Origin of the sequence: Candidatus Desulfofervidus auxilii (genome assembly GCF_001577525.1) — a bacterium.
Lineage (GTDB): Bacteria > Desulfobacterota > Desulfofervidia > Desulfofervidales > Desulfofervidaceae > Desulfofervidus > Desulfofervidus auxilii.
Genome location: NZ_CP013015.1, coordinates 759,657 through 780,527, shown reverse-complemented (window position 1 = coordinate 780,527; position 20,871 = coordinate 759,657). Strand labels below are relative to the sequence as shown.

20 protein-coding genes and 2 tRNA genes are annotated in these 20,871 nt (G+C 33.5%); 9 read left to right on the top strand and 13 right to left on the bottom strand.

Annotated features, from left to right (window positions below; translation table 11 throughout):
- The first annotated feature begins 1 nt into the window (after position 1).
- From HS1_RS03970 to HS1_RS03955, 5 genes are all read left to right on the top strand, one after another.
- The gene (locus HS1_RS03970; RefSeq protein ID WP_066061222.1) at positions 2–1,072 is read left to right on the top strand and encodes a DUF4350 domain-containing protein; all 1,071 of its coding nucleotides are present in this window, start codon (positions 2–4) and stop codon (positions 1,070–1,072) included.
- On the top strand, positions 1,062–2,105 hold the full coding sequence (locus HS1_RS03965; RefSeq protein ID WP_066061219.1) for a hypothetical protein: 1,044 nt from the start codon (positions 1,062–1,064) through the stop codon (positions 2,103–2,105). The genes HS1_RS03970 and HS1_RS03965 overlap by 11 nt, the downstream gene beginning before the upstream one ends.
- Before the next feature lies 1 nt (position 2,106).
- Positions 2,107–3,093 (top strand): glycosyltransferase family 2 protein, encoded by a 987-nt coding sequence (locus HS1_RS03960; protein ID WP_066061216.1) that lies wholly within the window; start codon positions 2,107–2,109, stop codon positions 3,091–3,093.
- Between the two features lie 167 nt (positions 3,094–3,260).
- Positions 3,261–3,434 (top strand): hypothetical protein, encoded by a 174-nt coding sequence (locus tag HS1_RS13010; RefSeq protein WP_156469372.1) that lies wholly within the window; start codon positions 3,261–3,263, stop codon positions 3,432–3,434.
- A 22-nt stretch (positions 3,435–3,456) separates the two neighbouring features.
- Positions 3,457–4,548: a UDP-N-acetylglucosamine 2-epimerase gene (locus tag HS1_RS03955; protein WP_066061214.1), complete on the top strand. Its 1,092-nt coding sequence runs from the start codon at positions 3,457–3,459 to the stop codon at positions 4,546–4,548.
- A 16-nt stretch (positions 4,549–4,564) separates the two neighbouring features.
- Here the strand turns inward: HS1_RS03955 and HS1_RS03950 are convergent, their stop codons facing one another.
- From HS1_RS03950 to HS1_RS03900, 11 genes are all read right to left on the bottom strand, one after another.
- Positions 4,565–5,287 (bottom strand): class I SAM-dependent methyltransferase, encoded by a 723-nt coding sequence (locus tag HS1_RS03950; RefSeq protein WP_066061210.1) that lies wholly within the window; start codon positions 5,285–5,287, stop codon positions 4,565–4,567.
- The gene (locus HS1_RS03945; RefSeq protein WP_066061207.1) at positions 5,280–6,386 is read right to left on the bottom strand and encodes a glycosyltransferase family 4 protein; all 1,107 of its coding nucleotides are present in this window, start codon (positions 6,384–6,386) and stop codon (positions 5,280–5,282) included. Before HS1_RS03945 ends, HS1_RS03950 begins: the two co-directional genes overlap by 8 nt.
- The gene (locus HS1_RS03940) at positions 6,386–7,927 is read right to left on the bottom strand and encodes a glycosyltransferase family 39 protein (protein ID WP_066061204.1); all 1,542 of its coding nucleotides are present in this window, start codon (positions 7,925–7,927) and stop codon (positions 6,386–6,388) included. Before HS1_RS03940 ends, HS1_RS03945 begins: the two co-directional genes overlap by 1 nt.
- Before the next feature lie 58 nt (positions 7,928–7,985).
- Positions 7,986–8,735 (bottom strand): class I SAM-dependent methyltransferase, encoded by a 750-nt coding sequence (locus HS1_RS03935; protein WP_066061201.1) that lies wholly within the window; start codon positions 8,733–8,735, stop codon positions 7,986–7,988.
- A 379-nt stretch (positions 8,736–9,114) separates the two neighbouring features.
- Positions 9,115–9,441 (bottom strand): hypothetical protein, encoded by a 327-nt coding sequence (locus tag HS1_RS03930; RefSeq protein WP_066061198.1) that lies wholly within the window; start codon positions 9,439–9,441, stop codon positions 9,115–9,117.
- A 63-nt stretch (positions 9,442–9,504) separates the two neighbouring features.
- The gene (locus HS1_RS03925; RefSeq protein WP_156469371.1) at positions 9,505–10,119 is read right to left on the bottom strand and encodes a hypothetical protein; all 615 of its coding nucleotides are present in this window, start codon (positions 10,117–10,119) and stop codon (positions 9,505–9,507) included.
- Between the two features lie 74 nt (positions 10,120–10,193).
- Positions 10,194–11,381 (bottom strand): choice-of-anchor Q domain-containing protein, encoded by a 1,188-nt coding sequence (locus HS1_RS03920; protein ID WP_066061191.1) that lies wholly within the window; start codon positions 11,379–11,381, stop codon positions 10,194–10,196.
- 411 nt (positions 11,382–11,792) lie between these two features.
- A complete protein-coding gene (locus HS1_RS03915; RefSeq protein ID WP_066061188.1) occupies positions 11,793–13,259 on the bottom strand; it encodes an HD domain-containing phosphohydrolase in 1,467 nt (488 codons plus the stop codon).
- Entirely contained in the window at positions 13,259–14,137 is an 879-nt protein-coding gene (locus HS1_RS03910; protein WP_066061185.1) for an HDOD domain-containing protein, read from the bottom strand. The genes HS1_RS03915 and HS1_RS03910 overlap by 1 nt, the downstream gene beginning before the upstream one ends.
- A gap of 348 nt (positions 14,138–14,485) precedes the next feature.
- A tRNA-Cys gene (locus HS1_RS03905) sits at positions 14,486–14,560 on the bottom strand.
- Between the two features lie 3 nt (positions 14,561–14,563).
- Positions 14,564–14,638, bottom strand: a tRNA-Gly gene (locus tag HS1_RS03900).
- Between the two features lie 153 nt (positions 14,639–14,791).
- Here HS1_RS03900 and hrcA point away from each other — a divergent pair.
- The 4 genes from hrcA to HS1_RS03880 are packed head-to-tail and all read left to right on the top strand — an operon-like array spanning position 14,792 to position 18,512.
- Complete coding sequence (gene hrcA, locus HS1_RS03895; protein WP_066061182.1) at positions 14,792–15,817, top strand: heat-inducible transcriptional repressor HrcA; 1,026 nt, start codon at positions 14,792–14,794, stop codon at positions 15,815–15,817.
- A gap of 10 nt (positions 15,818–15,827) precedes the next feature.
- Entirely contained in the window at positions 15,828–16,367 is a 540-nt protein-coding gene (gene grpE / locus HS1_RS03890) for a nucleotide exchange factor GrpE (RefSeq protein ID WP_066061179.1), read from the top strand.
- Positions 16,364–17,500 carry a penicillin-binding protein activator gene (locus tag HS1_RS03885; RefSeq protein WP_066061176.1) on the top strand — a complete coding sequence of 379 codons (1,137 nt, stop codon included), beginning with the start codon at positions 16,364–16,366 and terminating at the stop codon, positions 17,498–17,500. Before grpE ends, HS1_RS03885 begins: the two co-directional genes overlap by 4 nt.
- Positions 17,475–18,512, top strand: coding sequence for a histone deacetylase family protein (locus HS1_RS03880; protein WP_066061174.1), 1,038 nt, complete (start codon positions 17,475–17,477; stop codon positions 18,510–18,512). The genes HS1_RS03885 and HS1_RS03880 overlap by 26 nt, the downstream gene beginning before the upstream one ends.
- A gap of 56 nt (positions 18,513–18,568) precedes the next feature.
- On the opposite strand, the gene HS1_RS03875 is transcribed toward HS1_RS03880, so the two are convergent.
- Both HS1_RS03875 and HS1_RS03870 read right to left on the bottom strand, forming a co-directional pair.
- Complete coding sequence (locus tag HS1_RS03875) at positions 18,569–18,928, bottom strand: hypothetical protein (protein WP_066061171.1); 360 nt, start codon at positions 18,926–18,928, stop codon at positions 18,569–18,571.
- Positions 18,929–18,985: 57 nt separating this feature from the next.
- Complete coding sequence (locus HS1_RS03870) at positions 18,986–20,122, bottom strand: LbtU family siderophore porin (protein WP_066061169.1); 1,137 nt, start codon at positions 20,120–20,122, stop codon at positions 18,986–18,988.
- Positions 20,123–20,871 lie beyond the last annotated feature (749 nt).

Sequence of the window (20,871 nt, the reverse complement as noted above, 5' to 3'; positions counted from 1 at the left end):
TATGATTATTTTAATTTTATACATCTTTACTCATATAAGTACTACTATTGCACTTAATAATGAAGATATTAATAATAAAGAAACCATAGTTTTTGATAACTCCACAGGTTTTTTTGGGATGGAAAATGAGGGTCCCCTTGGTTTAAGCACCCTAAGGGATGAGCTGGAGTTTAAGGGATATAATGTAAAAGATAACATTGAAATGGGGCTAAATGCAGACACTATAACCAAAGATCTTATAAATGAGGCACACATCCTAATTTTAATAAATTCAGATAGAAGGTTTAAGAGAGAAGAGATAGCACTAATAAAAGACTTTGTAGCAAATGGTGGGAAATTGCTTTTAGTAACAGATACTCCTGAATCATTGACTAATATGAATAAACTTGCCAGAAGGTTTGGTGCAGAATTTTTAGATTATTATCTAGGGGATGAAGTAAAGATAGAATCAGGCATGGGGGAAATCTACCTTATCTCACCTATCCCTATATCTCTAGAAAAAGAGCCAGAAGTCTTGCTTCAAACAGATTTTATTGAGGCAAAAGAATGGCCCAGTGTGTGGGAAAGGCCAGGGAAAAAGGTAAAAAAGGCAAATTTTGTTGTCTTTGCAGGAATAAGGTATGGAGAAGGCAGTGTGGCATTTCTTGGAGATAAAGACATTCTTTTAAATAAAAACATCAAAAAGGGAAATAACCTTAATTTTGCTTTGAGTATATTTGATTGGTTTGAGCATAAAGAAACTGATGATACCATTGTTTACTCTACTGATAAACTTGAATTTTTTGTTAAGAAAGGGGAAACAAGCACAGCCATTTTTGCAATAAAAAACAGAGGAGACATAGAACAAGTGCTAAAATTTGAAGTGCCATCTTATTTAAAAGACACAGTCTTTGTCCAGGTTGATGGGAATGGTTTAAAGATTAAACCTGGAGAAACAAAGGTAATAAGAGTAAAAATCAATTGGAGGAAAAACGCTTCTTCTGTAACTGGGTTCATTGTAGTAAAAAGAGAATTTGGACTATATAGAACTGCAGATTACATAAAGGTGGAAATGATTCAAGGTGAGATTTAGATTTTTACTTTTCCTTTTAATTTTTCTTTTTCCCTTAAACATCGTAGCAGATGAGATTCACATAATCTATGAGTCCGCTAAAATTGATGGCCAATTTGGATATTGGTATGGGAAAGGGACATTGAACGCAGAGATAAAGGATGATTTTTGGCTAAATATTGGAGATGCAAGAATAATTTCTTTTTCAGGGGCTATCCCCATTAAAAGAGAGGGAGATAAAATTTATTTTATGAAACAAGATGAAAGGTTTGAATGTGCATTTTTATTACCAAGGCCAAAGGGGCAGGGCCTGTATAAACTATCTTTTAATCTGCCTCAAATAAACAATAATACAGATGTAGAAATAGAGATAGTTGCAGGAGAAAAATTACTTTCTTCAAACCCGCATTTTAAATCTCAAAAAGAAGGAAATTATCTTATTTTAAAAGGTAAAACAAATAAAGCCAAATTGAGTTTTATCTATATTACAAAACTTTCATACATGCTGCTCTCAGATGCACTTGCAGGCAGTATCTTTATCCTTATACTTATAGGTTATGTGGCCATTAGGAGAAAGGAGATTAAAGAGAAGTTCAATATGAATTTATCTGAAATAAAAAGAAAAATTATGTCTCAGATTGTGTTAAAGCAGGAGGAAGGATGTTATGAAATCTCTCTTGAGAAGCCTTTTGGTCATAAAGAAAATAGGTTTTTCTTTAGAATTCCTTTTTGGTTTATTTCAGCAATAATCATAATCTTTCTATTGATAGTCTTTTTCTTTTCTCTAACAAATCCATTAAAGAAAATCTGGGATTCTTTGGGCATATTCAAATTAGTCATTATGTTTTTTGCCCTATTCTCTGCAATATTGTCAGGATTACTCTTAATCTCTGCAAAGGATTATAAAGAGCTAAGTTTAAGATTTGGGATTATTGGAGGGGGCATTATAGGTTCAATGTTTGGCTACCTTGGAATTTTTGCCATCATACTGGCAATAGTTACCTGTTTGCTAATCTATTTTCTCTCTATATTATTGATAGAGGAAGAGGGATAGAATGAAACTTGTTGTAACGATCCCCGCATACAATGAAGAGAATACAATAGGCAAGGTAATAAAGGAGATCCCAAGGGAAATAGAGGGGATAGAAAAGGTAGAGGTATTGGTAATAAATGATGGGTCTACAGATAATACGGTTAAGGTGGCAAAGGAGGCAGGTGCAGATAGAATTGTTGGCTTTAAAGAAAATAAAGGACTTGCACCTGCATTTAGGCTGGGCTTAGAGACTGCTTTAGAAATGGGTGCTGATATCATTGTCAATACAGATGCAGATTTTCAATACGATCAAAAACAGATCCCTGATTTGATTAGACCTATTTTAGATGGTGAGGCAGACATTGTGCTTGGCTCAAGGTTTAAGGGTTGGATTGAACATATGCCTATTCAGAAGCGAATAGGAAATAAAATTGCCACATGGGTTACACGAATGGCATCGGGTTATCCAGTATCAGATGCCCAAACAGGCTTTAGGGCATTTACAAGGGAAACTGCCCTTCGTTTAAATATTATGTCTGACTATACCTATGTTCAAGAGACAATCTTACAGGCTGTAAACAATGGGATGGTGATAAAGGAGATACCAGTAAACTTTAGAAAGAGGGAGGGAAAGTCTCGACTTATTTCTAATATATTTAGCTATGCCAAAAGGGGCGCACCAATAATTTTAAGGACTTACAGAGACTACAATCCACTAAAGGTATTTTCCCTAATTGGGGGGACAATTACCTTACTAGGTCTCTTAATGGGTCTTAGGGTGCTAGTCCACTATTTTAAGACGGGAATAGTAACACCATATCTACCAAGTGCAGTGCTGACGGTGGTACTCTTGGTAGTTGGATTGCAGGTAATAATCTTAGGGCTAATTGCAGATATGATAAAAACACAAAAAAAATTACAAGAAGAAATATTATATAGATTAAAGAAGATAGAATTTGATATGAGACGTGAAACAAAAAATAGCTTTAATAGGGACATTAACCCCTAATAAGCAGAAATTATAAAAAGGCATTAAAATATTTACAAATAAGAGGCGAATGAAATGAGGATAGAAGAAGTCAAGAAAAACTACAACTGGTAAGGGAACGTATTATATACTGAAAGAGGAATAAAGGGGCAGCAAAGGGGCAAAACAAAACTTACAGGTGATAAATCATGAACCCAAAAATAACCTTAATTGGAACCTTACCACAAATAAAAGGAATTAGTCCTTACTGTCAAGAATTGCTCAAATCACTTTCAAAAAGGGTAGGGGTCAAAAAATGTTACAAGGGAATTACATTGAAAAATAAAAACACAAAAATTACAAGAAGAAATATTATAATTTAAACCAAGGTAGGTGTGCTTTCTTATGATTAATGTGTTAGTTGGAACAAAAGGACAACTTATAAAAATGGCACCTATTATGAAAGAGATGGACAGGCGAGGAATAGAATACAATTTTATTAATGCTAATCAGCACACAAAGATATTAGATGAAATATCAAAATTATTTGAACTTAAAAAACCAGACTTTGTGTTGGAAGGTTTTGAAAAAGACATTACAAATGTTAGAGAAATGTTGTGGTGGGGAAGTAAAAATGTCTGGGAATGTGGGTTATCAAAAAAACATAAGATATTTTTAAAAGATAAAAATACAAATATACTTCTAGTTCATGGTGATGCACCACCAGCATTATTAGGGCTTGTCCTCGGAAAGTTAAATAAATTGAAAATTGCTCATATTGAAGCAGGATTACGTTCTCGTAATATATTTCAACCTTTTCCGGAAGAGTTAATAAGAATTATAGTTGATAAAAACTCTGATTATTTATTTTCGGATGGTGTAAACAATGGTTATCAAAATTTGTTAAAGGAAAAAGTAAAAGGAAAGATCTATGACACTAGTTTAAATACTATTTTCGACGCAGTCAAAATAGCTACATCCAGTATGAAAAGCATTCCCACTCCAAAGGAAGAATATGTATTAGTTTCAATTCACAGATTTGAAACTATTTCATCTAAAAAAAGAATGAAGAGTATCATAAATATACTAAAAGAAATATCGAAAAACAGATTGGTAATATTTCCACTACATGAATCTACAAGAGAGAAGTTAAAATCATTTGGATTATTAAATTTATTAGAAAAAAATACAAATATTCAAATTATGCAACTTTTGGATTATTTTTCATTTGTCACATTTATGAAAAACTCGATCTATATAATAACCGATGGCGGAGGACCACAAGAAGAGAGTTATTATTTAGGAACTCCTTGTTTATTATTAAGGGAGTATACTGAACGCACTATCCATCCTAACACATGCCTAGCAGGATTTGATGAAAATAAAATAAGGCTGTTTATTAAAAATTATGAAAACTATCGAATAAATACTTTTTTAAAAGAATTTAAAGATTATAGTCCTTCTGAGAAAATTGTAGATATTTTATTACACTTGTAAGTTCCGTTTATATTACTTAACATTTTTTGATAACTACTACAAAATACCCACCAAAGTTTCTTAGTATTAAATTATCACAAAAATTTTCCTCTAGAAACCGAAATATATGGGAAATAATTGGAATTTTAGCTAATATGGATATGAAAGTAAATATTCTTATACCCCTAATATGAATTATTTTGGTATTGTTTGGTAAATATGACTTTATTTTATGTAAACTGTCGTATCTACAGTAAACCTTCCATCCTTCAAAAAAACAAGAAATTTTATTAGCTAGAAATTTAAAGGAGATAGGATTATAAAATTCTAATATCATCAAGCCATCCTTTTTTGTTACTCTATCTATATCTCTTATTACGTTCTCTATTTCAGGGATGTGTGGTATAACTTTGAATGAATATACAATATCAAATGAGTTATTCTTAAAAGGTAACATATTGGCATTACACATAATCACATTTAGGTTTTTCTTCTTTGCTTCGTATAGCATCTTTTCAGATAAATCAATTCCTATTATATTCTTACTATGTACAACTCTTGATATTCTATTCAAAATGATGCCTGTGCCACAACCTACTTCAAGGATCTTATTATCATTCTTGATATATGTATTAACAATGTCTATTTCAAGATCGTTAATAAATTCATAATAACCTCTAGTTCGTTCTTTATCATAATAATCTGAGTATTTGTTATAATATCTCTTAGTTTCGCAATATATCTTATTCATATCATCCATTTTTTGTCACCTTTTTATAAATAAGTTTTAAAAATTTCTTCCCTATCAGAGAAATAGTATAATCCTCACTAATTGTTTTATGTGCATTGATTGATAACATGTTTAATAGCTCATGATCTTGGATAAGCGTTATCATCTTACTTAGTAAATCGTTCTCATTTCGAAAAATAAGTCCATTATATTCAGATTTAATAATATCAAGACACGGTGTTTTAGACCCTATAACTGGTTTACCAAGATACATAGCTTCTAAGAGAGTTTGAGAAATCCCCAGAACATAAGCAGAGGTTCTGTATGGCAAAACGATAAAATCACATAGGTTTATTAAAGAATAAATATCATCCATGTAATTATAGATTTTTATTCTATTATTTTTATTTAATAATGGTTTTAATGACTTTAAAAATTTGTTATCTTTACCTCCTAGTATTAGTTTAACATTTTCATAGGGCAATTTTAAAAAAGTTTTTATTAATAAATCTACCCCTTTTCCCTTATGAAAATGTCCAAAAAAACCAATGTAGGTATTTCTGACCTTCTTGCATTTGACTTCGTTTAACTTATTTGCATCAATTGCTGGTGGAATAAAACTTACGGGCTTATTCGTTACCTCTTGTAATGCTTTCACTATATTTGGGTGAGTTCCGATAAGTTCATCAAAGGAGTTGAAAAACCAACTTGTGATAATATTTGGCTTCTTAAAGAAATGAGTACACTGACAATATAAAATTTTTTTGTTTTTTCCTAATATAAATCTACTAAGTCCAAAATAAAAAGATGCTAATATAGGTCTTGCTATACCTGAAAAATAAAATATTAGATCAGGATTTATCTTTTTAGTTAATAAAGCTGATTCTATAGGATAAAGTAATTTATTTATTTTTATAATTTTGTATCCATTATGATTGTATAATCTTTTTTCATCCTTTGAAGTTTTAGCCGATATTACGACAATATCTAAATCCTTAGATAAAAAATCACAGAGAACATATAAAAAACTAAGGATACCAGAAATACGTTTTGTAGGATAAAAGTATTTCACAATGAATACAACTCTTGGCTTGTTAGTTTTCCAATTAATATAATCTGAATACTTCATTATCTCCCCTTATGAACTTTACCCACGCATACCATAAAGGGTGTATTTTCTATTTTCATCAATTTATAATTTTCTTTTTTCAATTTTTTTTCTGCGTGTAGGGATTCAGTGGAGATATAAACTGTATATCCATCATTTTGTAATTTTTGTATTATTGGTATAAGATCTCTATCGATATCTAAAAGAGGATAGAAGTATTCTATGGATGGATGTTTTTCTAAATCTTCATTGTTCCACATTAACATCACGGGTCTATCTAATATTATATATTTATCATATTGTTTGACAATAAAAATACTCTTTTGGGGTGTTGTTTTAACCATTTTGTTGTATTTATACAATTTTTCTTTAACTAGCGTTAAATCTATCAAAGAACCTGCGCTTCCAAATGTAAATATCTGAATATTGACTATCAATATAGTTATAAATAAAGTCTTTATCTTGCAATTTTTTAATATACTTAAAAAATAAACAGTCGATATAATTAGACATACGTATATAGGTAAGAAATACCGGGACAACGAACTCTGTAATCTTGTTTGGGAAAAACCATAGAAAGTAGGGTTTGAGCCGAAATAAAATAGTAAGATAATACTTAAAGGAATAAGGCTATATACTAAGGTTTTTACCATTTTATTATTTGTTTGTTTAAGCAAAATAATCCCTAATACTCCTCCCACAAAAATCAAAGTTCCATAATGCAAAAGGTAGTTATTAAATGCCCTGGAAACAGCATGTAAATTAAAATCAATGCGCATCAGAGTTTTAATAACCCCAGCTTCTGCAATATCTCGTCCAATTATTGTTCTACCGGTACTAAAAAACGAACCATAAACTGAGTGATTAATGCCAAAAAATAATATCACAAAAATAACACTTACCGATAAAGCAACTGAAAGATTTCTGAAAGTGAATAATTTTTTGTAGTACATTATTAGAGGTACCAAGTAAGCTATTGCTAAAAGAATATGTGGTGGACGAATAGCTATAGAAACTATAAAAAAGAGAGTACAGAGAACTAAAAATCTGTGATCGTCTTCATTTAGAAATCTAACAAAATAATATAAAGAACCAATCCAAAACACTAATGAGGGAATAATATCTACACAGATATTGGTATATAATACATAGGGAGGGAAAAAAGCTAAAAGGATTGCACCTATTAACCCCAATTTTTTGCTTTTAAAAACATATTGCACTAATAAATAAAAAAATAATATACCAATTACTCCAGAAATAGAAACTATAAAATACTTAAACTTAAACAAGAAGGATAGAGCGATAATTAAAATGAAGTAGGGAGCAGTTAATGGAGCATAAAGATTCTTTCCCACCCGTACCGATCCTCGGGGCATAAAAAAAGGTACATTGTATCTTTCATTTAATTGCGATTTCCAGATGAACTCACTATTTTCTATTATTTGCTTTGCAAAGAATAATCCATTACTTTCATCAGGGGAATGTGGAGAGTATGTACCAATTTCCCAATAAATGAAATTGTAAAAAAGGATAAAAACAATAAGACTTATTATCCCTAGCATAATTAAAATATTCTTGGAGGACATTTCTTTTTTAGAAATAATTTTTAATTTTAAAAATTTAAATTCTTTTAATTGTTCTTTTTTGACATTTCAATGCTAAACAATGTCCAAAATTAGGAATTATTTTACTAAGTGAATTATTTAAAGGCATCAAAAATTTGAAAACTGGATAAATAAATTTGTCTGGTATCCTTCTTCCCCCTTTTCCAGTTGGGGGATAATACCAGATTCCTCTATCCTCTATAATAGTAAAATATTTTTTAATAAGATTTCTTAATTTAGATGGTGTAAACCAATTATCAATTGGTTGGTTATCAGATGTTAATTTGGATTGAATAATAATCTCACCTACTTTCCTAAATAATCCAAAAAGACTTATCCAATTAGGAACTGTGAGAATAAATATTCCTTGTTCTCTTAAAACTCGGTAAATTTCAGAGATACATTTTTCTGTATTTGACAAATGTTCTAATACCTCGGAACAAATGATAATATTAAACGAATTTTTTCGAAAAGGTATATAGTGTGCATCTCCTTGAATAAAAATAAAATTTTGGTTTTTCATTTTGGCTTTTCGTAGAGCAGTGTAAGATATATCTAATCCAATTACCAATTCTTTGTTTTCCTTAATTATTAATAATTCATCCCCCGTCCCACAGCCTACAAATAAGATATTATTATCTCCTTTTTTTGTTGGCAATAGTTCTTTTAGGACTTTAATTCGTGATTGTTGTTTCATAATTTCAATAGGCATCTCCCTTGTTTTTAAGTGAAATTCCTCATAATACAACTTTAAATTCTTATCCACGCTGTTGTCTCCATCCCATTTTTATAAAAATTATTAAAATATAAGGTAGCTCTATTGTCAAGACAGACAATATCCCAAAATCCGCTATTGATTTATGGAAAATAAAAAATAGAAGATTTAGGACTTAGTAAGATTTAGTAGGATTAAGTTTTGCTTTTGAATTTCTTGGTCATGCTTAACAAAATTTAATTTTTACTTCCTTTTCATTTGAAAATAAATTTTTGTCTTTATAAACAAAAGTGAGCATTATAGTAACAATTAGGTACTGAGTTCCTTTTTTTAAAAATCCTTAATCTATGATACTCTTGGAAATAATAAAACACACTTCAGCCTCTGGTAAAAACCAGAGGTCTTTTTCCGTGATTTATAATCTTAAAAATTAGGGTGATATTAAATACATAGCACGGATAATAGAATATGGACTAGAGCTGCTAATATAAACTTTAACTTGCATGTTATTGGTCATCGCTGTTAAGGCAACTGCAAGCATCTCCTTTTTCTGACTATCAAGGGCCACAAACCACTTATTTTCAAAATCCGGAGTGGCAGCAGTATCTGATAACTTGATATAACAATGAGTCCCCCAGCCAGGACCAGCCATATTAACTGTACAGGTGTACCAGCCACTAGCGTGTGCGGCTACAGCAAAAACCGCAAGCATGCTTAATACCACTACCATAGTTATAAACATCTTTTTTACCCTCATATCATCCTCCTTCTTATTTATTTTTTAAATTATTAAAATAAAAAGCCATCATTTTTATTATTTTTAATCAGGTGGAGTTGGCTCTATATTTTTTGTGTCAATTTCTTTTTGTTGCTTTATAATCTCCTCAATCTCTCCCACAGTAACCCCTTTTTCACCAGGGTGCTCAGGTGGGATTACCTCAATATCTCTGGGGTCTATCTCCTTTTCTTGTTTAATAATTCCCTCAACCTCTGCCAGGGTAATGCCTCGTTCCCCTGGTCTTTCAGGCGGTGTAACCTCAACCTGTGCTGGATCTATCTCCTTTTCTTGTTTAATAATCTCCTCAACCTCTGCTAAGGTAAGCCCCCTTTTTCCATTTTCAGGTGGGGTTACCTCTATCTCATTTGGATCAATCTCATCTTGTCCCTTAAGGTTTTGCTCAACCTCAGCCAGGGTAATGCCATCAGGTGTAACCTCAATCTCTCTAGGGTCTATCCAATCTTTGGCCTTCAAGACTTTTTCCTCCTGTTTAACCTCTATTTTCGCCTTAAGCACTTCATGAGGAATTATCCCCTCCTTTAATGGCTTATTTTTTGAATTTATAGAAGGAACAGTACTCTTACTGCCCAATCTAATCCCGATAATAAACACTAATCCACTCAATATAACAACTATCCCCAAAATCCACCTTTTCATATAATTACCTCTATCCCCCACATACAAAATTTCCAAAAAATTGTCAACTTTTTTCAAAATTCCTCCAAAGCACCTCAGTCACCAAGCAAAAGATGCAGCCAGGGCATGGACTTAATGAATTCATCTGCACCAATGTCTACAGTGCCACCAATTATCCTGGGATCCCCCTCAAAGTCAGTACTAGGAAGTTCAGGGGCAGAGTTATTGCCTTTATCTATGCAGGGGGAAGTTGGTTTTATATGAAAATCTCCATTTACAGGGTCAACAAACTGTGGGGCTTTTTGGATGTTATTTGCATGATGGTACTTTTCAGTGTAACTAATATATAAGTCTTCAGACTGGCCCGTGTTAAAGTTTGCATTTCCTGAAAAGTCATTGTTGTATAGATTAACAGTAGCACCTTTATAACCAATCTCAATATATAGGTCATCACCATCATTTCCACCTGCACCGGCGGCATTATCAAAAAGGATATTATTGTAAACATTTAGAATGTCTATCTCATGATATAACATTCCATAGACGCCGCCCCCATAATTATCAGCCAAATTTCCTGAAAATGTATTGTTTGTAATAGTTATTCTACCTGATTCTGCATATACCTCTACACCACCGCCACAACTATCATCAGCTGAATTTTCTGAGAATGTATTATTTGTAATAGTTATTGTACCTGAAACTGAATCTGCATCTACACCACCACCATTATCAGCTGAATTTCCTAAGAATGTATTGTTTGCAATAGTTATTGTGCCATGGCTTGAACATGCAGATACGCCACCACCACTAACAGGTAACCCATGAATCTTTCTAGCTGAATTTTTTGAGAACGTACAGTCTTTTATTGTTATATTTATAGAAACCCCATATACATAAACACCACCGCCAAAACAGTCAAAACAATTCCCATTCCTAAAGCCCATACCCTTTATTGTTATATCACCACCATAGTCATCTCCATGAGTATATATATACAAAATCTGCACACTTCCTCCTCCATTAAGGACTGTCTGATCTGCACCAGCACCCTGGATGGTAAGTTTGTGACCGTTGTCTCCATTATTGGTAGAATAAGTAAGGGTAGAGGGAATATTATATGTCCCTGCTGCTACATTTATTGTATCATCTTCCTCATTAGACTGTGCTTCTGTAAGTGCACTTTGAAACTGTACGGGGGTTTTTACATTAAAGGTTTTCCCAAATACTACATTAGTTGTAAAAAAAACCACAAAAAAGGCCAAAAATAATAACCTTGGTTTCATCTTATCATACCTCCTAAACGAAATTTGCGAAATTTGTGGTGAAACTTGGGAAAACTTGGGGTCTAACCTACAAAATACAGTTAAGAAAATAGAAAACGGAAAACAGAAATTCCCAGTTCGTGTTAACTTGCAAACTTTCCAACTTGCAAACTTTCTAACTTACAACTTTGTAATGCCAAACCTTGATAAGCTAAGCGTCAAATTAAACAACTTCATTGCCTCAATCAAAAAGAAAACTAGAATTGACTAGAGACTAAGCACCACGCACTAAGGACGTCTCATCGTGCAAACGTGTAAACGTGCTAACGTTCCAATTTAACAGAAGGCGATTTTGCATTTTTCAATTTGCATTCTGCATTGAGCCATTGCGCTTAACATTTGGATCTCCGTTAAAATTACTTTGACGAAGTCCTATCCAAATACCTTTAATGCTACTTCACAAATCTCTGGGTCAAATTGTTTCCCTTTGTTTCTTTTAATTTCTTCTAGTGCCTGTTCAATATTAAGTCTCTTTTTATAAGGTCTTTCTGAGGTCATAGCATCAAAGGCATCTGCTATAGCCAATATCCTAGAAAGCTTTTCTATCTTCTTACCCTTAAGTCCATCAGGGTAACCATTTCCGTCAAATCGTTCGTGGTGTTGCCTGATGATGATGCTTGCTTTTTTTAAAAATGAGACCTTTTTCACAATTTGCTCACCAATAACAGGATGCTTCATTATTTCCCTAAACTCCTGGGCAGTTAATTTCCCTGGTTTCTTCAATATTGCCTCGCTTATTCCAATTTTTCCTATATCATGAAGCAGGCTTGCAAATTCCAAGGTTTCTATATCCGATGGTTTAAATTTCATTGCCTTTGCCAACATCAGGGCATAACGGGTCACTCTTTCTATATGCCCCCTTGTATAGGGGTCTTTTGCTTCTATAGCTTCTGCTAGTGCTAAAACTGTTTCTTTATAAGCCTTTTTAAGTTCATCATAAAGGGAGATGAGCTTTATGGCCAGAGCTGCTTGATTGCTTAAAGCAAAAAGGAAGATAAAATCATCCTTTGTAAAATCTGGTAAGCCTAACCTGTTATATAACGTCAATGCACCAAGAATTGTATTCTGAGTCTTAAGAGGAAAGCTTAAAACATTTCTGAGATTAGAAGGCTCCATTGAGTTTTTAAAACGAATATCCTGTTTAAAATCAGAGATATGGATGGGCTTAGCATGATTTATTACAAAGTAGCATACTTCTGTAGGTTTTATTGGCCATTTAAAATCACTGCTTTTTTTTAAAATGAGTTTCTTATTTTCGTCTAGAAGAGAAATGCAAGAATATTTAGTCCTAACTGTGTTATTTAAAACCTCCATAATAGATTCCAGTAGTCTATCTACATTAGTAGAAAATGTTATCTTTTGAGCGATTTCCATAAGAAACTTAAGTTTGTTTACTTTATCCCACACACTTTCACGATACATAGTGCCTTGAAACATTAATCCTAATAAAGTGGCTTGAAGAGAAAGAGAATGGAGGTTTTTGTTAAATGCCTGTTTACTTGAAATTTTAAATACAACAAACCCTATAGTTTTTTTAGCAATTACAATAGGGATTATAAAAAAATGTAGATTATCAGTTATAGGAGAAATAAACCGGGGCTTATAATTCCTTAAAACCCAATCAATAATTCCATCCTCAATTAAGAAATCTATGTTAGTTTCTATTTTTTTAGCTTCATTTGATTTTGCTCTAACCTCATATTGATTTGTCTCTTCATTTAATATATACATTCCCCACCAATCATAATTTATCAAGTCTTTTGCCTTTTTTAAAAAACCATCCAATAGCTCCTGGTCTCCTTCTGCCTTAGCAATGATTTCTAATATTTCTTGAGCCATTAGTGTTTTTTGTAAATAAGCGATATAAATTCCTGGACTTCTTCAGTGCGACTTTGGAACTCAAAAGAGAACTGCTCTAAATCTGTTTCATTTAGGTCTAGCCTTTTGTTTTTTAGATATTCCCAAGCTCCTTCATCTATTTTGGGCTGTGATTTATTAGCTGTTTTTATACTTGTAAAACCAATTTTCCAACAAAGTGCATTGGCCAAATGGACTATACAGGTTATATCAACATTGTGTTCGGATTCTAGAGGGCTGTGATGAAAGGCTATGGCATCTGTAATCTCAGGTGGGAAATTCCATTTCATAGCCAGTGCCTTACCTATGTCAGGATGAGTAATGCCTAATATCTCCTTTTCTATCTCTAAAGGAGAACCATTACTTTTAGCAGTTATAGAAATTACTTTTTCAAATTTTTCATAAAAAACCTGCACCATCACAATTTTACCAATATCATGTAACAAACCTGCTACATACAACTCACCAGCTTTTCTGTAATTAAATGGCTTTGATAATATTTTACATAAAATTGCACAATAAACAGAATGTTCCCAAAACATCCCATAATCAAAGGAGCCTTTTCTTACTGGAAAGGAGTTTATAAGAGCATCACATAACACTATATTTTTTATGTCATCTAAACCAATAATTATTACTGCATGTCTAAGTGTAGAAATCTCCTTACAACATCCATAAAATGAAGAATTGGCCAGTTTAAGAATCAAAGCAGTAAGAGATTGGTCCATCTGGATAATCTTAGCTATTTGGTAGGCAGAGGTATTTTTATCGTGTAATAATTGCATTATTTTAGCTGCTATGGGACGGAGTGTAGGTAAAGATTTAATGTTATTAATAAACTTTTGTGCCTTTTCTGACATATCTCTATTCTTATAGCTACCTTTTAATTTTATCGGTTATGTTCAACAAAAAGTTAACCCAAATTGTGCATGTTCATCCTGACTTTCGCCAAGAAGGTCAAAAAATTATTTTCTCCAGAAATACCATTGCTTTTTAATCTAGAGTAAGTTTGTCAAACTTGTATCCTGGCCGGTTTGCGTGCAACGCACAGGCAGGTAGGCAGATAAAGTAGAGATATCAAAAGGCCTTTTTGTGTTTCAGACAGCCTTGGTATTTTCTTTGTTTTTCCTGAGAAAACTCCTTTTGCCAGAAATAATTCCAATTTTATGACTGGGAAGAGCTCAATTAGTAAAATTTAGGACAGAAAATGGAGGCGGCAACCGGATTCGAACCGGTGAATCGCGGTTTTGCAGACCGCTGCCTTACCACTTGGCTATGCCGCCCTCTGGAGCGGGAAACGGGATTTGAACCCGCGACTTCCACCTTGGCAAGGTGGCGCTCTACCCCTGAGCTATTCCCGCTCTTAAGTTCAATATATCCTTACAAAAATTTTTGTCAAGTGTTTAAGAGGTAGACAATTTGTCTATTTTCTGTTACTTGACAAGAAGGAGTGGAATGTTTAATTAAACTTTGGCACTCTATTAAAGAGAGTGCTAAAAAATTAATTTATTGTTATGCTATCTGAACGGGCAAAACAAGTCTTGAGTGCAGTTGTTCAAATGTATATTACCACTGGGGAACCAGTAGGCTCCCGGGCGGTTTGGAAACAGTATAAGTTTTCTATAAGTCCTGCTACTATTCGCAATATTATGGCTGATTTAGAAGAAATGGGGTTATTTTATCAACCTCATACTTCGGCTGGTAGGGTGCCAACGGAATTGGGATGGAGGATTTACATTGATACCTTATTAGAAAAAAGACCCTTATCCAAAAGATTCAAGAGGCAAATAAGACAAAGCTTAAAGGAGGACAAAGATAATATAGAAAAGATTCTCAAAGAGAGCTCAAAAATTTTATCTTCTTATTCTCAACATGCAGGAATAGTAGTTGCTCCTAAGTTTTCTACTATTGTTTTAAAATATATAGAATTTGTCCAGTTGAGAAAAAATTCTATTCTTACCATTATTGTAGGAAATAGGGGAATGGTATATCACCGGGTAATTTCTGCCCCTACTGTTATTTCTCAAAAAGATTTGACCCGATTTGCTAATTACCTTAATACATCTTTTACCGGGTTAACCTTAGGAGAGGTTAGGCAGAGATTAATAGAAGAGATGAAAAAAGATAAAGCAAGATTTGATACCCTTTGGAATAAGGTATTTCAATTAACTCAACGCATGTTTTGGCCGGAGAGAGAGCAAATTTATATAGAGGGAACTGTGAATATTCTTAATTATCCTGAATTTTCAGATGTAGAGAGACTTAAGTCTTTATTGGTTGCTTTTGAAGAAAAAAGTATTATTGCTCGCTTGTTAGAAAGGACTGTGCGAGATGCCAAACCCCAGGTGTTTGTAGGTTCTGAAATTGACCAAAAAGAGCTTAGAGAATGCGGAGTTGTTGCTTCTCCATATATGAGTGGAGATAGTGTGTTGGGAACAGTGGCAGTAATTGGGCCCATAAGGATGAATTATGCTAGTGTAATTCCTTTAGTAGAATATACAGCTCAAGTATTAAGTGAAATTTTGGACAAAAATAAATAAGGGAGGAAGGATGGATAAGAAAGAGAGGGTTTCTCAGGAAGTTCAAATAGAAGAGAAAGAAACAAAGAGTAGTGAAGAAATTGAAAAGTTGAAAACAGAATTAGATAAAAAGACAAAGGAAGCGCAAGAATACCACGAGAAATGGCTACGCACTATGGCTGAACTGGATAATTTACGCAAACGCACAGAAAAACAACTATCAGAATATCTTAAATTTGCTAACGAACAATTGCTTAAAGAATTGTTACCAATAATGGATAATTTAGAAAGAGCACTGGGGCATGCTCATTCTTCTAATAATATGAAGGGTATTTTAGAAGGGATTGAACTTACCTTGAAAATGCTCCAGCAGTGTTTAGAAAAATTTGGAGTAAAACCTGTTAAAACAGTAGGAGAAAAATTTGACCCTTATGTCCACGAAGCGGTTAAGGTTGAAGAAAGAAAGGAAGGAGGAGATATGGTGATAGAAGAGCATCAAAAAGGATATCTTTTACACGACAGACTACTTCGGCCCGCCTTAGTGACTGTAGCTAAAACCAAAACAAAATGAAACGTTTATTAATTGGGTTATTTTTCTTTCTTTTTTTTATCCCCTCTGTTTTTGCCTTTAATTTTTGGGGTAGTTTTGGCTATGATGTTTGTTGTTTACTTCCCCTAAATGGGGAAAATAAGAAGTTAGGCGAAAATGTTCTTAAAGGTTTATTATTAGGATTGGATGTATTAAAAGGTTCTTCTTTTTCTGTATTTGTATATGATAGTGGTGGTATTTCAGAGACAGCCCTATATGCTCTCAAGAATATGGAGGCACAAAATTGTGATGTGCTAATAGCCCTTTTAGGCAAAAATACTGCCCAACCAGTTATATCTAAAGCTTATAAAATAGGACTCCCTGTCATAGCTCTTACTGCGGAGCCGAATATCCCTAAGGGGAAGGGTTTTATTTATAGAGATTTTATTACCCCGGAAATTCAAATAAAAAATTTATTAGATTTAGTTATGAAAAAGTTAAATTATACTTCCTTTGCAGTATTTTATCCTGAAGACCAATATGGTAAAAATTATCTGAGACTTTTCCTCCTAGAAGTGGGAAAAAGAGGCGGGAGTGTGGTAAAAATAGTTTCTTATCCTCCTAAAACCACTGACTTTGCTATTCAAATAAAGTCTCTTATAGGTAAAATGATAGCCAACAAAAAACCAGAAGAGATTTTAAAAAATCCTGTGCATTTCCCCTTTGATGCGGTATTTATTCCTGACAATGCTTTAACTTCAGCCTTTATTATTTCTCAATTTGCCTATTATAATGCCAAAAATCTGGTATTTTTGGGAACAGCTCTTTGGGACACCCCTGAATTTGCCAAAATGGTCAAAGGTTACTGTAGGGCTGCTTATTTCCCCACTGGATTCACCCTTCAAGCCAAACAGCCCTGGGTAAAACAATTTATCAATGATTTCCGCAAAAATTACCATGCTTTTCCAGATTATCTTTCTGCTCAAGGATATGAAGTAGGGCGGATTTTGTTATATTTGAAGAACCTTAATCGTTTACCTCCCAAAAACATCCATGAAACCATTCAGAATTTCCCAGGCACTACAGGTTTGACCAGTTTTTTGCCTAATGGGGAGGTAATTAAAAAAATTTATATTATGGAGATTAAACATGGTAAATGCTCCCTTATTCCTTAAAACAGGAGTAGTTAAGGATGCTCGATATCTAGACCACAATCCTGGTTCTTGGCATCCTGAGTCTCCTCAAAGGTTAGAAGTTATTTATCAATGTATAAATGAAATAAGGGAATTTTATAAAGAAGTTCCTCCCTATTATGCCTCAGAAGAAGAAATTTCCCTCATTCATACTCCCCAATATATACATTCTATCGCTGGTACCAAAGGAAAGGAAGTAACACTTGACCCTGATACTGTAACTTCTCCGCAATCTTACCAAACAGCCTGTCTGGCAGTGGGAGGCGGATTAAATTTAATCAAAGCCATTCATGGTAAAGAAGTTAATAATGGCTTTGCCTTGATAAGGCCACCTGGTCATCATGCTGAAAAAAACAAAGCCATGGGGTTTTGTCTTTTTAACAATATTGCCATAGCCGCTGCTTATATTCATAAACAAGGTTTAGGGGAAAAAATTCTTATTGTTGATTGGGATGTTCACCATGGGAATGGGACACAACACGCATTTTATGATTCTTCGGATGTGCTTTATTTTTCCATCCATCAATACCCTCATTATCCTTTAACTGGGAGAATAGAGGAAATAGGAGAGGGCAAGGGAAAAAATTTTACTATCAATGTCCCCTTAAGTCCTGGGTATGGAGATGAGGATTACATTTACCTCTTCTTACATTTACTTTATCCTATTGCCCTTAAATTTAAACCTGATTTTATCCTGGTTTCTGCAGGCTTTGACCCTTATTTTGAAGACCCTTTAGGAGGCATGCGGATCACGGTAGATGGCTTTGCTCTAATGACTCAAATTTTAAAGGACTTGTCAGCTCAAGTCTGCAATCATCGTTTAGCCTTGTTTCTGGAAGGGGGTTATCATCTTGAAGGAATGGCTAAATCAGTAGTAGCCATTATTAAAGTGCTTTCAGGTGAAAAAAGAGAATTGCCAGGATTGGTTCACTATCAACCAAGTGCTGAAATTACTCACATTATTGCTTGGCATAAAGGGATTTGGGAGATTTGATGCTGGAAGTTAAGAGTAATAACTGATAAGGGCAAAATTAAGTGGGGCAATCAAATTCATTCACAGGTTTCTTTCAATTGCTCAACAAACGTTTCCATAATTTCCCTAGTAGAACCAAAACCTAAAAGACCTGGTAAGGTCTTTATATTATAAGTTATAATTGTTTGTTCACCTCTTGAAGTAAATCTTATTTTAATTTCCCTATTGAACTTTTTCTGAATTCCTATTTTCCTTTCAGCTATTATAATATATTTATCTTTATAGATTTTTTTAATTTTTAGTTTTTTAGGAAACATTTTAATGGCCTTTTCCCAAACTATATCACGAGGTGCATTAATTAAGGTTTCTGAGAATACTGGAGTCAAAAAAACAAAAACGATTAAAATACTCAGAATTAATGTTTTTTGTATTTTCATTTTTTCTAAATACTGAAACCAAGGGAGGTCTAAACCTCCCTTGGTTTTAAATTTTAACTAAAACTGAATAGCTAGTTGAGTAAAGAACAGAGAACTGTTAGTTTCATGGCCTGTAGGATCTCCTCCGCCATATCCTTCATTATAATCATTGTAAGCGTAAGCCAAAGACCAGGTGAGATATTCATGGAGGCCAACATTGGCACCGATTGCATACCTGTTTCTAGGTATTTCATAAATTTCCTGAGCATCTAAGGAGCCTTCATATCTAAACATTACTTCTACTGGTTTTGGAAGTGCCACATAATTTTCAAGAGCGGTACCTACTTCCACTCCCCATACTCTAGGACGTGCTCCGAGTTCTCCTGAACGAGAGATTGCCTCTCTTATGGGTTGTACAACACCCATATATTCAGCTGTAAGATAGCATCCACCACACTCAATACTTCCATAAGTAGCAATGGCGTCTATATCACGGTCAGTATGAAGAGTCCAGAAATCTGCGCGTTCGTAATCTTCCAGACCCGTTCTATGCATTTTATAACCTGTGGAATCAAGTGCGTTATTAGTATAGGATGCTCCTATTTCAAATTTATAATCGCCTTTTTCAAGATTGTAACAGACGTTAAAACCATAGGTATCTACCTGCCTTGTATCACTATCGGTCACATTGGCATAAACCACAAAGCCTTCTAAGGTAAGACTACCCATTCCAGGGATTTCTTTGGTAAATCCAACTACTGCACCTGGGTCCCAAATTTCGCCAAAATACATAGTAAATGGCAAGTTGACTAACGGCTCATCTGGGAAATGGGTATATTCTTCTCTTTTACCAAATGGATAATACATTAAACCACCTTTGAGATAAAGGGGTATGCTCTCTGTTGGTCCCAGAGTAACATGGCCTTCATCTACATAAAATTCTCCCACCTCAAAAATAGGCACTACCGCAACATTTATCCAGTCAGCCACCTCTGCCTCTATCGCCAGTGCTGCCGTAGTAAGCTGAATTTCTGAATCTTCTACTCTACCACTTATATTTTTATGACCAATACTTTCTACTTTAAAACCGGTCTCCAATAGCCCGCTAAACTCAATCCTTTTTGCAATAGTATCAATAATACCCTTTTCTACTTCAGCAAAACAAAGACTACTAAAAAACATCAAAACTGCTACTAAAACACCTACTTTCCTCATGACTCCCTCCTCTTTCATTTTTTAATAAGCCTAAAATTCAAAAATTAGTTTTTTTCCCTCTTTCACCTCCTTTCTTTGTGAAATAAAACACAAAGCAATTTCTCCTATCACAAAAAATTTTTCTTGTCAAGTCAATGACAAACTCTACAGCTCTGAAGAATATATTTTTTTCTCACCTAACAGTAATCTTAAATTGGAGGCAGCCAAATGGGGCCTTAAAGGACATGGCCTGCCGTGATTTTTTATGAAGAATAAGCCAATAAAGGCTGTATTTGTCTATCCATTGCATAAAGATTTTCGTTTAATCTTAAATGGATAAAGAAAATCCTACACTTAGGGCCTTTGTTAAGATAGTTTTTCCGTTTTTTTCACAAGGCTTAAGGCCATAAAAGACCCTAGAGATAAAAATAAAATTACCTATCTAAACAAGACTGTGAGCTTAAGGTCCTTCTCAATTATTCCCAAATCACACCCATGTTGACCTATCTTTTTCCCTAGCTATTTTTATCTTATTTTTTTGGTTTTGATCCTTCATAGCTGAGAAAGGGATTGATAATTTCATGACGATTTTTTAAAAAGTTTATTGTAGCTAAGTCAGAGGGCGGTTAAATGTATTTTGTAAGTTTGAACTTTCCATTTAAAAAGTCAAGTAAAAAATGGAAATATTTTTTAAGCAGCCTTCTCCATTTCCTCCTTTAAGATATAGTCTCGGTCTTCTTTTAACATCTTAAAAATAACTTTTATCAATT